The sequence below is a fragment of the Synechococcus sp. HK01-R genome (genome assembly GCF_014217855.1).
Taxonomy (GTDB): Bacteria; Cyanobacteriota; Cyanobacteriia; order PCC-6307; family Cyanobiaceae; genus Synechococcus_C.
The window spans coordinates 1,090,950-1,109,000 of the sequence record NZ_CP059059.1 but is presented as its reverse complement, the minus strand read 5'-3'; the positions used below and the strand labels follow the sequence as shown (position 1 = coordinate 1,109,000).

General features: G+C 60.2%; 22 protein-coding genes, 2 tRNA genes and 1 pseudogene. 15 read left to right on the top strand and 10 right to left on the bottom strand.

From position 1 onward, the window contains the following. Window positions 1-9 precede the first annotated feature (9 nt). Entirely contained in the window at window positions 10-222 is a 213-nt protein-coding gene (locus H0O21_RS05735; RefSeq protein WP_131455940.1) for a DUF2555 domain-containing protein, read from the bottom strand. 59 nt (window positions 223-281) lie between these two features. Here H0O21_RS05735 and H0O21_RS05730 point away from each other — a divergent pair. From H0O21_RS05730 to H0O21_RS05705, 6 genes are all read left to right on the top strand, one after another. Further along, a tRNA-Ala gene (locus H0O21_RS05730) sits at window positions 282-354 on the top strand. A gap of 21 nt (window positions 355-375) precedes the next feature. After that, window positions 376-537: a PCP reductase family protein gene (locus H0O21_RS05725; RefSeq protein ID WP_131455938.1), complete on the top strand. Its 162-nt coding sequence runs from the start codon at window positions 376-378 to the stop codon at window positions 535-537. Further along, window positions 534-692, top strand: a complete 159-nt coding sequence (locus H0O21_RS05720; RefSeq protein WP_164498749.1) for a hypothetical protein — start codon at window positions 534-536, stop codon at window positions 690-692. The genes H0O21_RS05725 and H0O21_RS05720 overlap by 4 nt, the downstream gene beginning before the upstream one ends. Window positions 693-748: 56 nt before the next feature. Beyond that, window positions 749-949: a hypothetical protein gene (locus tag H0O21_RS05715; protein WP_131455936.1), complete on the top strand. Its 201-nt coding sequence runs from the start codon at window positions 749-751 to the stop codon at window positions 947-949. A 235-nt stretch (window positions 950-1,184) separates the two neighbouring features. Continuing rightward, window positions 1,185-1,526 carry a DUF565 domain-containing protein gene (locus H0O21_RS05710; RefSeq protein ID WP_131455934.1) on the top strand — a complete coding sequence of 114 codons (342 nt, stop codon included), beginning with the start codon at window positions 1,185-1,187 and terminating at the stop codon, window positions 1,524-1,526. Window positions 1,527-1,590: 64 nt separating this feature from the next. After that, window positions 1,591-3,102, top strand: a complete 1,512-nt coding sequence (locus H0O21_RS05705; RefSeq protein ID WP_185190707.1) for an NAD(P)/FAD-dependent oxidoreductase — start codon at window positions 1,591-1,593, stop codon at window positions 3,100-3,102. Here the strand turns inward: H0O21_RS05705 and H0O21_RS05700 are convergent. Further along, window positions 3,045-4,103 (bottom strand): aspartate carbamoyltransferase catalytic subunit, encoded by a 1,059-nt coding sequence (locus H0O21_RS05700; RefSeq protein ID WP_185190706.1) that lies wholly within the window; start codon window positions 4,101-4,103, stop codon window positions 3,045-3,047. The two genes, H0O21_RS05705 and H0O21_RS05700, sit on opposite strands and share 58 nt — an antisense overlap. Beyond that, window positions 4,100-4,735 (bottom strand): DNA-3-methyladenine glycosylase, encoded by a 636-nt coding sequence (locus tag H0O21_RS05695; protein ID WP_185190900.1) that lies wholly within the window; start codon window positions 4,733-4,735, stop codon window positions 4,100-4,102. Before H0O21_RS05695 ends, H0O21_RS05700 begins: the two co-directional genes overlap by 4 nt. A gap of 55 nt (window positions 4,736-4,790) precedes the next feature. Here H0O21_RS05695 and H0O21_RS05690 point away from each other — a divergent pair, with 55 nt between their 5' ends. Then, window positions 4,791-7,412, top strand: coding sequence for a DUF6165 family protein (locus H0O21_RS05690; RefSeq protein WP_185190705.1), 2,622 nt, complete (start codon window positions 4,791-4,793; stop codon window positions 7,410-7,412). On the opposite strand, the gene H0O21_RS05685 is transcribed toward H0O21_RS05690, so the two are convergent. Next, window positions 7,413-7,571 carry a hypothetical protein gene (locus H0O21_RS05685; protein ID WP_185190704.1) on the bottom strand — a complete coding sequence of 53 codons (159 nt, stop codon included), beginning with the start codon at window positions 7,569-7,571 and terminating at the stop codon, window positions 7,413-7,415. Between the two features lie 426 nt (window positions 7,572-7,997). Here H0O21_RS05685 and H0O21_RS05680 point away from each other — a divergent pair, with 426 nt between their 5' ends. Beyond that, a complete protein-coding gene (locus H0O21_RS05680; protein WP_185190703.1) occupies window positions 7,998-8,279 on the top strand; it encodes a hypothetical protein in 282 nt (93 codons plus the stop codon). A gap of 325 nt (window positions 8,280-8,604) precedes the next feature. Here H0O21_RS05680 and H0O21_RS05675 read toward each other — a convergent pair whose 3' ends face one another. Together H0O21_RS05675 and H0O21_RS05670 are read right to left on the bottom strand one after the other, a co-directional pair. Further along, a complete protein-coding gene (locus H0O21_RS05675; protein WP_255441155.1) occupies window positions 8,605-9,279 on the bottom strand; it encodes a site-specific integrase in 675 nt (224 codons plus the stop codon). Between the two features lie 153 nt (window positions 9,280-9,432). Further along, window positions 9,433-9,666: pseudogene (locus H0O21_RS05670) on the bottom strand (DNA-3-methyladenine glycosylase); the annotation flags it as partial. 65 nt (window positions 9,667-9,731) lie between these two features. On the opposite strand from H0O21_RS05670, the gene H0O21_RS05665 reads away from it, so the two are divergent. From H0O21_RS05665 to gatC, 5 genes are read left to right on the top strand one after another with little or no spacing between them, the layout of a single operon-like run. Beyond that, window positions 9,732-10,214: an HXXEE domain-containing protein gene (locus H0O21_RS05665; RefSeq protein WP_185190702.1), complete on the top strand. Its 483-nt coding sequence runs from the start codon at window positions 9,732-9,734 to the stop codon at window positions 10,212-10,214. 3 nt (window positions 10,215-10,217) lie between these two features. Then, window positions 10,218-10,976: a queuosine precursor transporter gene (locus H0O21_RS05660; RefSeq protein WP_131592885.1), complete on the top strand. Its 759-nt coding sequence runs from the start codon at window positions 10,218-10,220 to the stop codon at window positions 10,974-10,976. Window positions 10,977-11,011: 35 nt separating this feature from the next. After that, a complete protein-coding gene (locus H0O21_RS05655; RefSeq protein ID WP_164498747.1) occupies window positions 11,012-11,155 on the top strand; it encodes a hypothetical protein in 144 nt (47 codons plus the stop codon). Between the two features lie 19 nt (window positions 11,156-11,174). After that, window positions 11,175-11,963, top strand: a complete 789-nt coding sequence (locus H0O21_RS05650) for a creatininase family protein (protein WP_185190701.1) — start codon at window positions 11,175-11,177, stop codon at window positions 11,961-11,963. After that, window positions 11,960-12,253, top strand: a complete 294-nt coding sequence (gene gatC / locus H0O21_RS05645; protein WP_131455914.1) for an Asp-tRNA(Asn)/Glu-tRNA(Gln) amidotransferase subunit GatC — start codon at window positions 11,960-11,962, stop codon at window positions 12,251-12,253. The genes H0O21_RS05650 and gatC overlap by 4 nt, the downstream gene beginning before the upstream one ends. Window positions 12,254-12,306: 53 nt before the next feature. Here gatC and crtR read toward each other — a convergent pair whose 3' ends face one another. Beyond that, window positions 12,307-13,326, bottom strand: a complete 1,020-nt coding sequence (crtR, locus tag H0O21_RS05640; protein ID WP_185190700.1) for a beta-carotene hydroxylase — start codon at window positions 13,324-13,326, stop codon at window positions 12,307-12,309. Between the two features lie 58 nt (window positions 13,327-13,384). Continuing rightward, a tRNA-Leu gene (locus tag H0O21_RS05635) sits at window positions 13,385-13,466 on the bottom strand. A 55-nt stretch (window positions 13,467-13,521) separates the two neighbouring features. On the opposite strand from H0O21_RS05635, the gene H0O21_RS05630 reads away from it, so the two are divergent. Together H0O21_RS05630 and ileS are read left to right on the top strand one after the other, a co-directional pair. Continuing rightward, complete coding sequence (locus H0O21_RS05630; protein ID WP_185190699.1) at window positions 13,522-14,145, top strand: Ycf66 family protein; 624 nt, start codon at window positions 13,522-13,524, stop codon at window positions 14,143-14,145. Window positions 14,146-14,167: 22 nt separating this feature from the next. Then, window positions 14,168-17,074: an isoleucine--tRNA ligase gene (gene ileS, locus H0O21_RS05625; RefSeq protein ID WP_185190698.1), complete on the top strand. Its 2,907-nt coding sequence runs from the start codon at window positions 14,168-14,170 to the stop codon at window positions 17,072-17,074. A 27-nt stretch (window positions 17,075-17,101) separates the two neighbouring features. Here the strand turns inward: ileS and H0O21_RS05620 are convergent, their stop codons facing one another. Together H0O21_RS05620 and H0O21_RS05615 are read right to left on the bottom strand one after the other, a co-directional pair. After that, window positions 17,102-17,410, bottom strand: a complete 309-nt coding sequence (locus H0O21_RS05620) for a hypothetical protein (RefSeq protein WP_185190697.1) — start codon at window positions 17,408-17,410, stop codon at window positions 17,102-17,104. Next, a complete protein-coding gene (locus H0O21_RS05615; protein WP_185190898.1) occupies window positions 17,400-18,011 on the bottom strand; it encodes a DUF3177 family protein in 612 nt (203 codons plus the stop codon). The genes H0O21_RS05620 and H0O21_RS05615 overlap by 11 nt, the downstream gene beginning before the upstream one ends. Window positions 18,012-18,051: the final 40 nt, after the last annotated feature.

The window sequence follows — 18,051 nt, the reverse complement described above, 5'->3', positions numbered from 1 at the left end:
CCAAGGGAACTAGTCCTCATCAAAAGGCTCCTGGTCGATCAGATGCACATAGGGAAACGTGAGCTCTGGGCGATGAATCGCGAGGGCCCGCAACAGGTGCCAGTCAGCCAGACCCGCAAAGGGGGTGGCGTAGTCATCGTCCTCCAGACGCCTGGCCAGGTCGGCAACACCCTCCTCATCAAAGCGGGCGAGCTGTTCCTCCGTGATACCTGCACTGGACATGGGGCCGCCTGGCGCGCCTATCCATTGTGCCTGGGCTCAGACGCTAGTTTTTCGCCTGGGGGGAATTAGCTCAGCTGGTAGAGCGCTGCGATCGCACCGCAGAGGCCAGGGGTTCGAGTCCCCTATTCTCCATTGAGACCAACAGGACCAGACGTGGACTGGAGCGCAGACGCTGAGCAGGCTCTCAAAGAAGTGCCGTTCTTCGTGCGTCCAGCCGTGCGCAAGCGCATTGAGTCGATGGCCAAGGAGAGCGGTCGATCCAGCATTGATGCCGCCTTCTACGCCGAGGCCCGCGCCCGGTTCGGCCAGTCATGAGCAGCCCCTGGCCCAGCTCGCTCCCCCGCCCCCCGTTGCTGACGGGCTTGGGTGCGTTGGTGACCTTGAGCGTGATTGCCAGGCCCTCCGCCCTTCTGACCTTTGCGCTGATCGCCCTTGCTGGGCAGTGGAGCGAAGGGCGTCGACAGCCCTGAGCGACCAGCCTGGGATGACGATTTGGTAAAAGAGAGGTTGAGCGGTATACGCACCGATGTCTCAGTCGAAACGCGAACAGGTGGTGAGCCATCTGCGCTACATCCGCCAGGAACTTCGTGAGATGCATCAGGGCGTCATGGAAGATGGCCTGCTGCCCGAAGCCGGTGAAGTGCGCGGGGTGATGGCCCAGATGGAAGCACTTCTCGAGTTACTCGAAGGCAAAGGGTCCCGCAAAGCCAAGGCTGATTCCGACTGATTGCTTCAGCCCCCCTTGCCAAGGGGACCTAGGCAAGCTTTCCTTCACCAGACCCCATCACCCGGCTCGGGCTCGCCCGAGCTTTTTCATAGCAATACCCCATCAGTAGCGCCAGAAGACGGCACGATCACCAGAAATGGTGTATACAGGCATTGGCAGGGCTACGGGTCGGGTGATGGGGATCGTTCGGTTCACCCCCTGCCTCCTTTTTTCTGACGTTCGAGCCGTCGACTTCATGGCCGCGCGTTTGCAATCCACCAGGCTCCAGCGCAATTTGGGCGAGTGGGCTAGCCGTCTTGAGGCCTGGGCAGACAATCCTTGGCGACGCGCTTCTCTGCTGGCCATCGTCTTGATGGGTGGCTTTTTTTTCGGAAGTTCAGTGGCGAGCATCGCCGGCGCAACCGGCCAGCTCGATCCAATCGCCGCCCTGGTGACGGTGGCACTGCTGGAACTGATGGTGAGGCTCCGGCGCAGCTGGCGTCCCCTCAATCAAGGGGGCCTGGCCTTGCAAGTCCTCGACATGGGCCGCTTCGGGCTCTTGTATGGCCTGCTTCTCGAAGGTTTCAAACTGCTCTGACGGCCCACGGACAAATCGCCGGGGTATCCATACCCTTCGGGAAAGCCCTACTGCGTCTTGACCCATGGCTGGAGAGCATTTCTTTCTGGAGCTCGAACCACCTGAGGAGCGACTTCGCCATGCCCCCCATGTGGTGATCGTGGGCGGTGGCTTTGCCGGGGTGCGCGCCTGCAAAGCCCTGGCCAATGCAGACGTGCGCATCACCCTGATCGACAAGCGCAACTTCAACCTGTTTCAACCACTCCTGTACCAGGTGGCAACCGGACTGGTCTCCCGCGGGGATGTGGCGACCCCCCTGCGCCAACTGGTCGGCCGCCAGCGCAATGTGCAGGTGCTCTTGGGGGAAGTCACCCAGATCAATCCAGAAGGCAAGCAGATCGTCTTCAACGGCAAGGCCTACAGCTACGACCACCTGGTGTTGGCCACCGGCTCTGGCAGCACCTTCTTCGGCCATGAAGACTGGCGCACCTTCGCGCCGCCGATGAAGATCCTCGAGCACGCCGAGGAGATTCGCCGCCGGTTGCTGATGGCCATGGAGCAGGCCGAGCAGACGCCTGACCCTCAGACCCGTCAGTTCCTTCAAACCGTTGTGATTGTGGGTGGTGGCCCCACCGGATGTGAGATGGCCGGCGCGGTTTCCGAGTTGATGCGCAACGCCATGCGCCGGGAATTCAGACAGCTGGACCCAGCCAAAACCAGGATCGTGCTCGTCGATCCTGGGGAGCGACTGTTGCGGGCCATGCCTGAACTGCTGTCGGAGCGAGCCCAGAAGACTCTGGAGGGTCTTGGTGTGGAGATGCTGTTCAAAGGTCGGGTGCAGACGATGCAACCAGGGGAAGTGACGGTTGGCACCCCCAATGGCGATCGACGCCTCCAGGCCGCCACCGTGATCTGGACCGCCGGCGTGCGCCCCTCCCACCTGGGGCGCAAGCTGGCCGACTCGATCGAGTGTGAACTGGACCGTGGGGGCAGGGTGGTTGTGGAACCCGACTTCTCCGTGAAAGGGCACCCCGAGATCCGCGTCGTGGGTGATCTCTGCTGCTACAAGCACACCAGCGATGGCAACCCACTCCCGGGGATGGCCGGCCCGGCCACGCAAGCAGGAGGCTTCGTGGGCAAGGACATTGCAGCGATCATCGCCGGAACCAATCGTCCCAATTTCAGCTGGTTCGACTTCGGCAGCATGGCCGTGCTCGATCGAGTGGATGCCGTCGCCGATCTGCGCGGCTTCAAATTCTCAGGAGGCATCGGCTGGCTGCTCTGGGCTGCTGCCCACCTGGCCTTCATGCCCGATCGGGAAAATCGTCTGTCCCTCCTGCTGAAGTGGATCTTCGCCGTGGTCTCCCAGGCCCGGTCCTCCATGCTGCTCACTGGAATGCCCAGCCAGCACATGGGTCTTGATGCACCCGACGCACCATTCCCGATGAAAAGCGGCAGCGGCCCCTCGATCGCCTCACCGGATGCGGCTCTGCAAGCAGCCATGGAGTATTACTCCAATCAGATGACAGGCCAGGGCTATCAACCCACCGAAGCCAGGGCCGAATCAGCGGACGACTCTGCAGCTGCCATCAAATAGAGCAGTGCCATCCGGATCGGGATGCCATGACGCACCTGCTCCTCCACCAGACAGCGGCCACTGTGTCGGCCAGTGTCGTCGAGCAGGGCCCCGGTCATCTCCACCCCACGGTTCACCGGACCGGGGTGGAGCACCGGCACTGGCTTGCCACACCGCTCGAGCCGGGCATGGCTCAGGCCATAGTCGCGGTGATAGCGATCCAGATCGGTGAGCAGGTGCTGGCTCATGCGCTCTTTCTGCAGGCGCAGGGTCATCACGGCGTCGGCACCAGGCAAGGCCTCGTCGAGCCGATGGCTCACGGTCACGGAACCGCGATCGCGCACCGGGTCCACAGACTGTCCAGGTGGTGGCGCATCCACGAAGCCGGCAAAAGCGGACGGCAGAAGGCTGGGGGGGCCGCAGAGCACCACATCTGCACCGCAGGCGGTGAGGGCCCAGAGATTGGAGCGGGCCACCCGCGAATGCAGGATGTCGCCCACGATCAAGATCCGTTTACCCCGCAACGCCTCAGGCAGTGGGTGCAGAGGATCGAAATGATGGGCCAGGGTGTAAAGGTCCAGCAGTCCCTGGCTGGGGTGGCTGTGGAGTCCATCACCACCATTGAGAACCACCGTGCGCTCACCAGAGGCCTCTAACGCCTCCGCCAGCTGCTGAGGAACACTGGTGCACTGATGGCGCACCACGAGCACATCCGCGCCCATGGCCACGTAGGTGCGGGCCGTGTCGAGCAGCGATTCCCCCTTACTCAGAGAACTGCTGCCCGGCGAGAAACTCGACACATCGGCAGACAGACGCCTAGCCGCCAGCTCGAAACTGCTGCGCGTGCGGGTGCTGGGCTCAAAGAACAGGGTCGCCACGAGGCGTCCCTGCAGGGCAGGGAGCTTGCGGGCACCGGTGACCGGCATGGACCGGAACCGATGGGCAAGCTCAAGGACAGCGGCGTAGTCCTCCCGTGAGAAGGCCGCAAGATCGAGGATGTGGCGATGGGTCCAGCGACTCATGGAGACTCCAGCCCGTCCGGGCTCCAGGCCTGCGCCTTCCCAGGCATGCGATCACCAGAGGCGCGACGGCTGATGCTGCGGCTGCCCCTGAGGTACCAGCGCCAGAGCAGATCCTGCCCCTGGGTAATGCCGATCCGTGTGGTGCTCACAAGCTCAGGATGACCGAGAACGGAAGGCCGGGTCGCCAACCACACGTCATTCTCCCCACAGACGGAGCTGCTGTCATGGCGGCGGTCGATCCCGAAGCGACGGGCCAGGAGCCCAGGTCCCGCTGCCACGCGCTCAGGCTCACCAGGCAGTGCCACGGCCCTAAGCAACACACCATTGGCCCAGTCCGCCCGATCGGTCACCACATTCACGCAGTGGTGGATGCCGTAGCTCACATAGACATAAAAACGCCCTGGCTCACCAAAGAGCGTTTCGTTGCTGGGGGAGCGGCGGCGGTAGCCGTGGCAGGCAGGCTCCTCCTGCGAATACGCCTCGGTTTCCACCACCACGCCCCAGAGCAAGCTGCCGTCTGTTTGGCGTTTCACCAGCAGGCAACCGATGAGCTCTGGGGCGACCTGCTCGGCAGGGCGGGCGAAGAAACTCTGGGGGAGGGCTGGGGGGTCTTGGGTGGGGGTGGTGGCTATGGGAGTGGCTTGAGAGTTCTCGCTTCTTAGATTGGGGGGAAGCAGGTGGTCTGGAGTGGGCAAGCCCAAGCGGAATAGCGGTGGGTTCTCAGCTGCCAAGCCAGCAACAGCCCCCAAACAGCAAATCACCAAGAGGTCTGCTGATCAAGCTGCCAAGGAACAGCAGGCTGTTGCACTGATCAATCAAGGCAAGCTGCAAGAAGCAGAAGCGATTTACAAAGACCTGATTTCCGCTGGCACAAACAATCACATTGTCTATGGAAACCTGGCGGCAATCTGCGGGATGCAGGGGAGGTTTGACGAACTCGTAGAACTTCTCAAGAAAGCTCTTCAACTCAATCCCAACTTCCCAGACGCTCACAACAACCTCGGCAATGCTCTCAAGGACCAAGGCGACCTAGACGCTGCCATTGCCTCCTTCAACACTGCCCTGCAACTCAAGCCCAACTTCCCAGACGCTCACAACAACCTCGGCAATGCTCTCAAGGACCAAGGCGACCTAGACGCTGCCATTGCCTCCTACAACACTGCCCTGCAACTCAAGCCCAACTTCCCAGACGCTCACAACAACCTCGGCAATGCTCTCAAGGACCATGGCGACCTAGACGCTGCCATTGCCTCCTACAACACTGCCCTGCAACTCAAGCCCAACTTCCCAGAAGCTCACAACAACCTCGGCAATGCTCTCAAGGACCATGGCGACCTAGACGCTGCCATTGCCTCCTACAACAATGCCCTGCAACTCAAGCCCAACTACCCAGAAGCTCACAACAACCTCGGCAATGCTCTCAAGGACCATGGCGACCTAGACGCTGCCATTGCCTCCTACAACAATGCCCTGCAACACAAGCCCAACTACCCAGAAGCTCACTACAACCTCGGCAATGCTCTCAAGGACCATGGCGACCTAGACGCTGCCATTGCCTCCTACAACACTGCCCTGCAACTCAAGCCCAACTACCCAGAAGCTCACAACAACCTCGGCAATGTTCTCAAGAACCAAGGCGACCTAGACGCTGCCATTGCCTCCTACAACACTGCCCTGCAACTCAAGCCCAACTACCCAGAAGCTCACAACAACCTCGGCAATGCTCTCAAGGACCATGGCGACCTAGACGCTGCCATTGCCTCCTACAAAACTGCTCTTCAATTCAAGCCCAACTACCCAGAAGTTCACTACAACCTCGGCAATGCTCTCAAGGACCATGGCGACCTAGACGCTGCCATTGCCTCCTACAACACTGCCCTGCAACTCAAGCCCAACTACACAGATGTTCACTGGAACTCTTCGCTAACAATGCTTCTGGGTGGCGACTACAAGAATGGCTGGGAGAAATACGAATGGAGAAGCAAGAAAAAGAAAACACCATCAAAGCCACACGCCCAACCCCAATGCAGCCTATGGGATGGATTGAAACCAGATACAAGCAGCCAAGTTCTCCTTGTCAGCGAGCAAGGTCTTGGCGACACACTTCAGTTCATGCGTTATGCAATTGCGCTAAGAGAACAAGGAGCATCGGTTTCATTTTGTGCCCAGCCAAAGCTACACAGCCTCATCAAGACCTCTGGCATTGACCCATCACCACTCACGCCACAACAAGCCAACAAAATCAATGATGGGCAATGGATACCTCTTCTATCTGTTCCTCGCCACTTAGAAGTCAACCCAGACAACCCCGTCATCACCGAGCCATACATCAAAACCACTGACGAACTCATTGACAAGTGGAAGGGCATCTTTTCAACCGAACAGCGACCCATCATCGGCATCAACTGGCAAGGCAATCCAAAAACAGAGAAAACAGGTCTGCGTGGGCGTTCGTTGGCATTAGAAGCCTTCGCACCTGTCACAACGAATCGCCATATATCCCTGTTGTCGCTGCAGAAGGGCTTTGGCAGTGAGCAGCTAGAAACTTGTCCGTTCAGGGATCGTTTCGTCAGTTGCCAGCCACAGGTGGATGAGACCTGGGATTTCCTAGAGACAGCAGCCATCATTGACAACTGCGATCTGGTCATTACCAGCGACACCGCAGTTGCACACTTGGCAGGGGGAATGGGGAAGACCACCTGGCTGCTCCTCCACAAAGTTCCTGATTGGCGTTGGGGCTTAGAAGGCGACACCACCTTCTGGTATCCCTCGATGCGACTCTTCCGCCAAAGAGAGAGAGGCAACTGGGATGAGGTGCTTGAGCGGGTCGCAGAGGCACTGCAGGAGCAGTTTCCAGGGCTCTCTGCTGCAGAGAGCGGCAGCGCCCAACCAAAGCAGGCAGAAGCGGCATCCACCTCACCAAAACCACTCACCGAAATCCAAGCGCCCATCTCCCTTGGCGAACTGATTGACAAGATCACCATTCTCCAAATCAAGAGCAACCATCTCCAAGGAAAGGCTCTGGAGAATGTCCAGAAAGAACGATCAGCTCTTCAACAGACGCTGGATGCCCTGGATCTTCAGGTAGATCCAAAACTTATTCAACGCCTCAAGGAAGTCAATCAAGACCTCTGGCTGATAGAAGATGCTATTCGGGATCAAGAGCGACAGAAGAACTTTGGTGAAACATTCATCCGCCTTGCTCGGTCGGTCTATCAACAGAACGATCGTCGCTCAATCATCAAGAGAGAGATCAACACCACCTACGGATCTTCCCTAGTGGAAGAGAAGGCATACCAGGATTACTGATCATTGCTTGGAGGCTTTGCCTGTTGGGGTCTTGGCGTATTCCTGATGGATTTGCTGGATCAACAGCTGCTGCAGATCCTTGAATACCTTATTCCTTTTGTGCACCTCCACCAGCATCGCCGCCTCCACATCAGGCAAACGAATAGTGAAGGTCTTCATTGGACTGCCTCCTGCATCTCCAATCGCTCCAACTTCTCAGCACTCGCCTTTCGGCAGAATGCTGAGATATTCAGGCAACGACTTATCTTCAGCAGGAGCAGTGCTTGGTGGAGTTGCTGAGCATCTCCTTCTGGGTAGGTGATGGTGAGTTGGTTTCGTCTCATTTTTTCTGGGTGATAGGTCGCCATTGAATGGGTCAAGGGAAATCAGCTCCAAGCTGGTCTGCTTGCACAAATAACTGCTGATGCGTCTGTAGTCATCTTCTGCTTGTTTGATGCGTTGAATATCTATTGATTTCCACTTAGACAAGGCTTTGACCTTGCTGGGCAGTCACTTGTGAAACAGGGGCTCCATCTCCTATTGCTTATTTAGGCTCTCTGGCAGCTTCTCCACAATCAGGTGCGTATGTAACTGACCTGTGCCCTGGTGGCTTGTTTCGTTGAAAAACAGCATTCGTGGACAAGAGTATTCACCAGCACCTTTGATGCTCTTATCACGGCTCTTGCAAATGATGCGGTGGAGCTTACGCTTCAGGCCAGATACATCCTTCAGCAACTCATCTTCTTTGCCGTGGTGGTCTCGGTAGTGGAAGCTGATGAGCCACCAGGGATTGATGCTATGGAGCTCACCTGTGATGAGGCGTTTGATATTCCGCTTGAGGCGTTGGGCTTGCTGTCTCTGTTGTTGTTGATATTGAGTTTTCATTGAAGTCATTTGAGTTTCTCCTGTTTCTTCTCACGCAGAAGCACTGACACCAATCCCTTGGCAGCCAACACATCTCTTCTGTTTTATGGCTTGCAGAGATCGCCCCTTAATCCACCGAGTGAGCACTGCAGGCGATGATTATTTATTCAAGTTGTTGTTTTTACAGGGCATCAATATATGGATTTACTGACACTCCAATACCTGCAGGCAAGGCCAACAAGAGGGGCCCATCACGCAGGCTTATTTTTATTGCCATTCTCTGTTTCATCACTTGGCGACGCACCCACTCTTATAGCTTGGCTCATAACATCTTTTTCCATTTTCAGCTTCAGGCTGTCTGACAACTCGGCATCTTCAATCTGCCTGTCGGTTTGGCATAGGTATCCAGCAGCATCTTGGTGGAGTGCCCTGCCGCAGCTGCCAAGTCAGCGGGGGAGTTTGCCATCGCTAAAGCGTGAGATAAAAAACTATGGCGTTGGGCATACAGACGCCTTGGCTTCAAGCCACAGCGCTGCAATGACCGCCTCCAAACACGACCCAGCAGGTGGTCATAGACATTGCTGTGATTGCTGTGAGCGACAAACACAAGCCCATAGGGCTCATACACGCCCAGTCGCCCCATCTTCTGCTGGTGCTTCTTCAGGGTCTCCAACACAAGGGGCGTGAGCGGCACTACTCGCTCCTTGCCTGTCTTCGTCGTTGCCCAGCTGTGTTGACCTGAGCAATACCCATCACGCCGCAAGCTCTTGCAGACCAGCAGCTCACCTTCTTCCCAGCGGATGCAATCCCAGGTCAAACCCCTGATTTCGCCATTCCGCATCCCCGTGCTGAGCCACAGCAAAAACAACGGGTAATACCAGCTCTCATTGCTCTGCAGGTCAGCAAGCACCGCCTGGATTTCACACGCGCTCAGCACATCACTCTGCACCGACCGCCGCTGCCACTTCAGCTTGTGGGAAAACAGGTGGCGATTACCCCCCGAGCACTGGCGGTAATGGGTCATCAGCCCAGGGATGGTGCAAATCGGGGGATTTTTCTGGGAGTGGCTTGGCGATTGGCTGGGAGACCCGTTGGCAGCAATCCAATCTCAAGCCCAGCCAAGGGTCGTTGAGTGACGGGCTCGCTTCACGCAGTGGTGAATGCCGTAGCTCACTTAGACATAAAACTGCCCTGGCTCGCCAAAGAGCGTTTCGTTGCTGGGGGAGCGGCGGCGGTTGCCGTGGCAGGCGGGCTCGTCTTGGGAATACGCCTCGGTTTCCACCACCACACCCCAGAGCAAGCTGCCGTCTATTTGGCGTTTCACCAGCAGGCAACCGATGAGCTCGGGGGCAACCAGCTCGGCAGGGCGGCAGAAGAAAGCGTGGGGCAGGGCTGAGCAAGCGATGGACAGATGCTCAAGGGCTCTCGATCATGCCTTCAAGGCTCTCCAGCCCGCCCTCCTGTCTCAGTTCAACCATGAACGAACGCTTCTCAACCAGCTCCCCCTTGGGACGTTCGGTGTTCTGGCTGTGTCTGCTGGCCTACGGATTGCATGTGATTGAGGAATACGACCTCGGCTGGCAACCCTGGGCCGTGGAGGTGCTGGGGCTGCCCGTGACCTGGGGCGACTTCTTTATCACCAACGGATTCGGCGTCGTGCCCCTGGGACTGCTGGCCGGAAGCCTGGGCTGGAGCGTCCCTGCCGCCTCGCTGTTACTCCCCGGGGTGATGCTGGTGAACATGGTGGGCTTCCACATCCTTCCCACCATCAGCACCGGGCTCTATTCCCCCGGACTGATCTCTGCCTTGGGCCTGTTCCTACCGCTCGGAGGCTGGTGTGTGATCACCGCATTTCGCCATCACCACAGGGCGCTGTTGCTCGCGATGCCGATGTCCGTGCTGCTCATGGCATTCCCGGTGGCGATGCTGAAACTGAAACCCTTGCTGGCCTTCGGCTAACCCATGCCCATCAACGCCACCCTCCAGCAACGCCGCGACCTCTGCTTCCTGGTGCTGGCAGGCCTGTTCCTCGGCACCCTCGGGATGCTCAACATCCTTGGGCTCACCCGGTTTCTCGAACTCGGGCACATCGGCTCCTGGCCGATCGTGGTCGCCGTTGGCGCCCTTCCGTACCCGATCACGTTTCTCTGCACCGATCTGATCAGCGAGCTCTGGGGGGAGGAACGCGCCTCCCAGGTGGTGTGGGTGGGCTTATTGCTCAATGGCTGGGTGGTGCTGATCCTCTGGCTGGGAGGCCTCCTGCCAGGACTGGCCGGTGCGCCGGAAGGCACCTTCTTTGAAATTCAACGCCTCGCCTTCGGCTCGGTGGGGGCCTCCATGGCGGCTTATCTCACGGCCCAGTTCGTGGATGTGCGCCTCTTCCATTTTTGGAAACAACGCACCAATGGCAAAGCTCTCTGGCTTCGCAACAACGGCTCCACGCTGATCAGCCAGCTGGTCGACACCAGTGCGGTCGTCCTGATCAGCCACTACGGCGCCCATGTGCTGCCCGTACGCGCCGGCGAACCGGTGCTGCCTCAGCTCGGCGCGTTCATTGCCAGTGGCTATCTGTTTAAAGCCCTTGCCGCACTGGCCGACACCATGCCTTTCATCTGGCTCACCGGCTGGCTGCGCCAATGGCTCGACGTTCCAAGGCGCGGGAGCGAAATCGGCTGCGATCTCGATGACGAACCGCGCACTGGAAGCGTGACAAGCGCCTAATCCCTGCCAGGCTTTAAAGAGATGGACGATGTCTGATGGACGCAGCTCTTTCCGGTTTCAATCTGGGCACCGTGCTGCTCTTCGGCAGTGGCCTGTTCGTGCTCGCAACGCTCTACTTCGGCACCCGGGGCGGTTACTACAACACCGATCAATACGACGGCAACGGCACCGCTCACTGATGCCATTCAGACTGGCTCGATGACATCACTCCTGCCCGGTCCCGTCGCCAGCACTGACGCCATTCGCCTAGCCCTCCAAAGCTGGCCAGAGGTGGAGAGCTATCTGCAGCAATGCCGAGGGGTGATCATCCCCCTCGGATCCACCGAACAACATGGCCCCACCGGCGCCATCGGCACCGATGCACTCACAGCCGAAGCGGTAGCCCTGGAGCTAGGCCGCCTCAGCGGCGTTCTGGTGACGCCAGCCCAAGCCTTCGGCATGGCCGAACATCACCTGGGCTTTGCGGGCACCATGAGCCTCCAGCCCAGCACCCTGCTGGCGGTGCTCCACGACCTGGTGCTCTCCCTGGCCAGCCATGGCTTCGAGCGAATCTTTGTGGTGAATGGGCACGGCGGCAACATCGCCACGGCCAAGGCTGCCTTCGCCCAGGCCTATGGCACCGCCGCCAGCCGAGGACTGCCGGTGGCTCCCCGTCTTCGCTGCCGTCTGGCGAACTGGTTTATGGCCGGCCCGGTGATGCAGCACGCTCGGGCGCTCTATGGCGAACGGGAGGGCCAGCACGCCACCCCCAGCGAGATCGCCCTCACCCTGCACCTGCACGACTGCCTGATCCAAAAGCAACGCCCCCTGCCGGAGCCGGCGCCTTGCGGTGCCATCCATGGACCAGCCGATTTCCGCCGCCGCCATCCGGATGGACGCATGGGATCGGATCCCTATCTGGCCAAACCAGACCACGGCGCTGAGTTTCTCAGCAAGGCAGCGATGGCGTTGCGCGATGATCTCGAGACGTTCCTGGCCGCCGCATGAGCAAGATCACCGCCGATGACGTGCGCAAGGTGGCCCAGCTTGCACGGCTGGAGCTTCCCGAGGAGACCATCGCCACCTACACCGGTCAGCTCGAGCGCATCCTCGATTACGTCGACCAGCTGCAAGCGGTGGACACCGAAGGGGTTGCTCCCACCACGCGCGCGGTGGAGGTGGTCAATGCCACCCGTGACGATCGGGTGGAGACCACCGACGTGCGCGAAGACTTGCTGAACCAAGCGCCCTTGCGAGAAGGCGACTTCTTCCGGGTGCCAAAAATCCTGGCGGACTGAACCAGCCAGTCAATCCAGCCAATGGCACAATAGCGTGTCATTAGCGCGTTGGCTCAGTAACGCCGACGTGCTGGTGTCACGGCAGTGCGCTGCAAAAGGTTGAGCCAACCCCGGCGCATGCGGGCCGTCGGCATCAAACGAGCCAGGGGACGCATCTTGCTGCCATGGGACTTGTGGCTGCGCACTCCCAGAAAGATGTCGTAGAGGAAGTTATTGAAATCACGACGGGTTTCAAACAGACCCAGCCTTTGGGGTGATTGCTTCGCATCGAGAAGAGGCTTCGTGGCCTCATAAGCCGGTTTGTACTCAAACCAGGGAATCGACGGCCAGAGGTGATGAACCAGGTGATAGTTCTGACCCATGATCAACCAATTCATGGTGCGCCCTGGATACACCCGGGCGTTCTGCCAGCGGTTGCGAGAGAGAAATGGCCGATGGGGCAGGTAATCGAAGAACAGCCCCAGAGTCACTCCCACCATCAACGCCGGAGCAAACCAGCAGTTGAAGATGAAGGGCAGGAAATCGAAGCTCACCGCTGCCGCAATGATCGTGAAGAAGACGGCCCGCTCGAAGCCCCACTGCATCAGTTCCCAGCGCTTCCAGAGCTTCCTCTGAAAAAAGAAAAGCTCGTGATAGAAAAAGCGCGGAGCAATCAACCAGAGCGGCCCGAAGGTGCTCACGATGTGATCCGGATCATTCTTGGGATCGTTCACATGGGAGTGATGCTGCAGGTGCACCCGAGTGAAGACAGGGAAACTGAAACCAAGCAGCAAGGCTGATCCATGGCCCATCGCCTGGTTGATCCAAGGCACCGGATGGGCCGCCTTATGGCAGGCGTCGTGCACCACGGTGCCTTCAAGGTGGAGAGCCAGAAACCCTGTGATCAAAAGCACAGGCAGCGGCCAACCAGCAACAAACCAACCCCAGATCGTGATCGCCGCCAAGGCATAGCCGCCCAGAAACAGGGCAACCGTTGGATTCCAGGCGGCTGGAGGATCAAGAAACTCTTTCGGCACTGAAGCCAAGCGAGTCGGCGATGCCGCAGAAGGAGCTGGAGTCACAACGTGTGTCATCAGTGGACCCAGCCCTCTCACCTTGCCTCGAACCCTCTGAACCCTAGAGGACTCGTGATGCCCACCGGGGGACTTGAACCCCCACGACCGAAGCCACTGGTACCTAAAACCAGCGCGTCTACCAATTCCGCCAGATGGGCAAGGGACGAACTCTAGGCATCCACCCACAATGGAGCCAAGCGGCGACTCTCCGACATGCTGGCTTCTCTCACTGGAGACCTTTGCCTCCTCCTCGGCCTGCTGGTGCTGCTGCTGCCCCTGCTGGCCACCGAACTGAGTCGCCCCCGGGATGGGGTTTGGGGAGCGGTCGTCCTGCTCCTTGGCCTGGTCCTGGTGACCAGCAGTGATCGTCTACGGGGCGCACCGATGCTCGCCGTGGTCTGCGCCTCCCTGCTGATCGCACGCCTGGGAACGGAAGTGGGCCAGAACCGTTGGAATCAACTCACCCCCGAGGAGCAGCAACGGCTTGGCTCCCGCGAACGCTGGACCACCAGCCTCCAGCAGCTGATCGCCGCGATCACCCGCCTGGCCGGCAATGCCGGAACTGCGCTCACCAGCCTGAAACCAGCTGCTCCGGCAGACAACCGCCCGGAAGGCAGCAACCGCAGCGGCAAGCGCTGGGTCAGACCCGAGCCAGCCGCACCGACGGACACTACGGACACGCCTTCACAGTCAGGGGACGCCGATGCAGGAGCCTCATCAGCCCCAGTGATGTCTGCTGAAGACGATTCAGAACCCACCGCGGAGCCAGAACCCAAAGCGGAGCCAAATCCCACAGCGGAGCCGCAATCCACCGCAGGTGCCAGCAAAGACGGATAATTCCGGTTGCTGCAGCGCCACCGTGACCCAGCAGACGCGCCCTGACGCTGATGCGCGACCGTCCTACAAGGACACCCTCAACCTGCTGGAGACTGGTTTTGGGATGCGCGCCAATGCCATCCAGCGCGAGCCGGAACTTCAAGCCCTCTGGCGCGAGCGAGGCATCGATCTCGAGCTGGGACTGAACAATCCGGGCCCGGTGTTCACCCTGCACGACGGGCCGCCCTACGCCAACGGGGCCCTGCACATGGGCCATGCCCTCAACAAGGTGCTGAAGGACATCATCAACAAGCACCGGCTGATGCAGGGCCGCCAAGTGCGCTTCGTGCCCGGCTGGGACTGCCACGGCCTGCCGATCGAGCTCAAGGTGCTTCAGGCGATGGACCAGGAGCAGCGCCAGGCACTGACCCCCCTCAAACTGCGCAAGAAAGCAGCCGCCTACGCCCGCAAACAGGTGGATGGCCAGATGGCCGGCTTCAAGCGCTGGGGGATCTGGGCCGACTGGGACAACCCCTATCTGACCCTCCAGAAGGAGTACGAGGCCGCTCAGATCGAGGTGTTCGGCAGCATGGCTCTGAAGGGCCACATCTATCGAGGCCTCAAGCCGGTGCACTGGAGCCCCAGCTCCCGTACCGCCCTGGCGGAAGCGGAGCTGGAATATCCAGACGGTCACACCAGCCCGAGCGTCTATGTGGCGTTCCCTGCTGTGGAGGCACCGCAGCAGCTTCGTGCGGCACTGCAGGACCAGGGCGTTGATCTACCCGCTGATGGGGACAGCCTGCAGAGCACCCTGCAGGTGGCGATCTGGACCACCACACCCTGGACGCTGCCCGCCAACCTGGCGGTGTCGGTGAATGATCGGCTCGAGTACTGCCTAGCCGATGACGGCAGTGGCCGACTGCTGGTCGTGGCAGCCGAATTACGCGAAACCCTGGCCAGCAAACTCGAGCGCCCACTTCAGACCAAAGCGGTCGTGAAAGGCGCCCTGCTGGCGGGTCTCAGCTACCGCCACCCCTTATTCGAGCGTCAGAGCCCGGTGGTCATCGGTGGCGACTACATCACCACCGAATCGGGCACAGGTCTTGTGCACACGGCCCCTGGCCATGGCGTTGATGACTTCAACACCGGCCGCAAGCACGGCCTGCCCGTGCTGTGCCCCGTCGATGAAGCCGGCACCCTGACGGAGGAGGCCGGCCCCTTTGCGGGCCTGAACGTGCTCAAAGACGCCAACCCGGCAATCATCGAAGCCCTCGAGGCCTCCGGTGCGCTGCTGCTGCACGAGAGCTACGGCCACCGCTATCCCTACGACTGGCGCACCAAGAAGCCGACAATCTTCCGCGCAACCGAACAATGGTTCGCCTCCGTGGAGGGATTCCGCAGCGAAGCCCTCGCCGCGATCGACGCGGTGGAATGGCTGCCGGCTTCCGGCCGCAACCGGATCGAATCGATGGTGGCGGAACGGGGTGACTGGTGCATCTCCCGTCAGCGCACCTGGGGTGTGCCAATCCCGGTTTTTTATCACCGCAGTCGTGGCGATGTACTGCTCAACGCCGACTCCATTGCGCACATCCAGGCACTGATCGCCGAACACGGTGCCGACGTTTGGTGGGAGAAAGACGAATCCGAGCTACTCCCCCAAAGCCATCAGGGCGAGGCAGACCAATGGCGCAAGGGCACCGACACGATGGATGTGTGGTTTGACTCCGGCTCCAGCTGGGCCGCCGTTGCCAGTCAGCGCGATCGTCTCAGCTATCCGGCCGATCTCTACCTGGAGGGATCGGATCAGCACCGCGGCTGGTTCCAAAGCTCCCTGCTCACCTCCGTGGCGGTAAATGGCCATGCCCCTTACCGGACGGTGCTCACCCACGGATTCGCCCTGGACGAGAAGGGCCGCAAGATGAGCAAATCCCTCGGCAATGTCGTGGATCCGATGGTGATCATCGAGGGTGGAAAGAACCAGAAACAGGAACCTCCCTACGGCGCCGACGTGCTGCGCCTCTGGGTGAGCTCCGTCGACTATTCCGCCGACGTGCCGATCGGTGCCGGAATTTTGCGCCAACTGGCCGATGTGTACCGCAAGGTGCGCAACACCGCTCGCTATCTGCTTGGCAACCTCCACGACTTCGATCCCGCCCGCGATGGCATGCCAGTGGAGGAGCTACCGCTCCTGGATCGCTGGATGCTCCAGCGCACCGCCGTGGTGCTTGATGAGATCAGCGAAGCCTTCGAACGCTACGAGTTCTTCCGCTTCTTCCAGATCCTGCAGAACTACTGCGTTGCCGATCTCTCCAACTTCTACCTCGACATCGCCAAGGACAGGCTCTACGTCAGCGCACCGAACGACAGGCGGCGGCGCAGCTGCCAGACGGTGATGGCTCTGATCATCGAAGGACTCGCCGGAGCGATCGCGCCCGTTCTCTGCCACATGGCCGAAGACATCTGGCAGAACCTGCCCTATCCGGTGAAGGACGACTCCGTCTTCCGTCGTGGCTGGCCCGTGGTGCCAGAGAGCTGGCGCGATGACAGCCTGCAAGCACCGATGCAACAGCTGCGCGATCTGCGCAGTGCCGTGAACCGGGTGCTGGAGGGTTGCCGCGGCCGTCAGGAGTTGGGGGCTTCCCTGGAGGCATCCGTGCGAATCGACGCCTGCTCCGAAACGCTCCAGTCCGCGCTGTCCTGGCTGGCCAATCACGGTGATCCGGAGGTCGATGGATTGCGGGATTGGCTGCTGGTCTCCCAACTGCAACTCGGGGGTGAACCCTGGGCAGAGCTGCTGGCCAGCGACAACAGTGACCTCGCTGTGATCGAAGTCGCCCGCGCCCGCGGCGAGAAATGCGAGCGCTGCTGGCATTACGAAGGCGATATCGGCCAACACAGTGCCCACCCCAGCCTCTGCGGCCGCTGCGTAGCCGTGCTGGAACGGCGCTAATTCACCCGTCGCTCCAGCACCCTTCACTCAACCCCAGGCCAAAGGGTCCAGCAGCCTTTCCGGAGGCACCCCCTCTAGGAGCAGCTGTTCCTGGAGCGGGTTGAGGGGCCCTTGCAGGAGATCGGCGTGTTGGATGCTGGCTCCATCAGGCAGCACGCTCTGATCGGGATCGAAGGCGGTGGGATGCGTCGTGCAGCTGCTGAAACCGCGAAAGATCAAAACCTCCAGGGGCTCAGCCCCCCCATCAGCGGCCGTCACCATCCCCCTGAGACGCACGACCCGATCCGGCCGCTCGCGGCTGATTGACTCGAGCGTTTGCAGCAGTTCAGAACTCACCAGCGACCCGCCCCTGCTTTGGCAAGCGCACCAGCAGCCACTGGATCAAGCCCACCAGGTAAGCCACCAGCACGACGTAACCAACAAAAGCGGCCACAGCCTCCGTCCACTGCCCGCCGAAGACGAAATCAAACAATCGCTCCACCACCCGGTGCAGCCCCTGGGGCGCCTCCAGCCATGCCTTGCAATCCGCAGTCGCCAACACACGACTGCAAGGAAGACTGCTGGCGGCCATCAGCGTCGCCAGCACAGCGAAGCCACTCAGGGCCCAGCGCCAGACCCGCACAGTGAGCGGCAGCGGACGCCAAGGGGGCAGATCCGCCAGCTCCTCATTCAGATCCACCCAGAACCACACCGACACCAACATGAGAATCGGCGCGATGAAGAGAACGATGTAGCCGAGGGGCCGTTGATCGGTGAGCAGCAGCAGACTGATTGCCATCAGGCTGGCCACCTTCCAGTAAATCGTGAGCAGGCGCACCATCGCCCCCTCCCGGCGCACGGCCGCCCAGATCAGGAGCAGGAGCGGCACACCGAAGGCGAAGGTGGCCCCCAGCCTGTAGGTGAGCCAGACCAGGCTGCGATAGGGAAGATCAGGCACCAGGAAGGTTCGGGAAGGCGCCATTATCGACGCCGGCGCA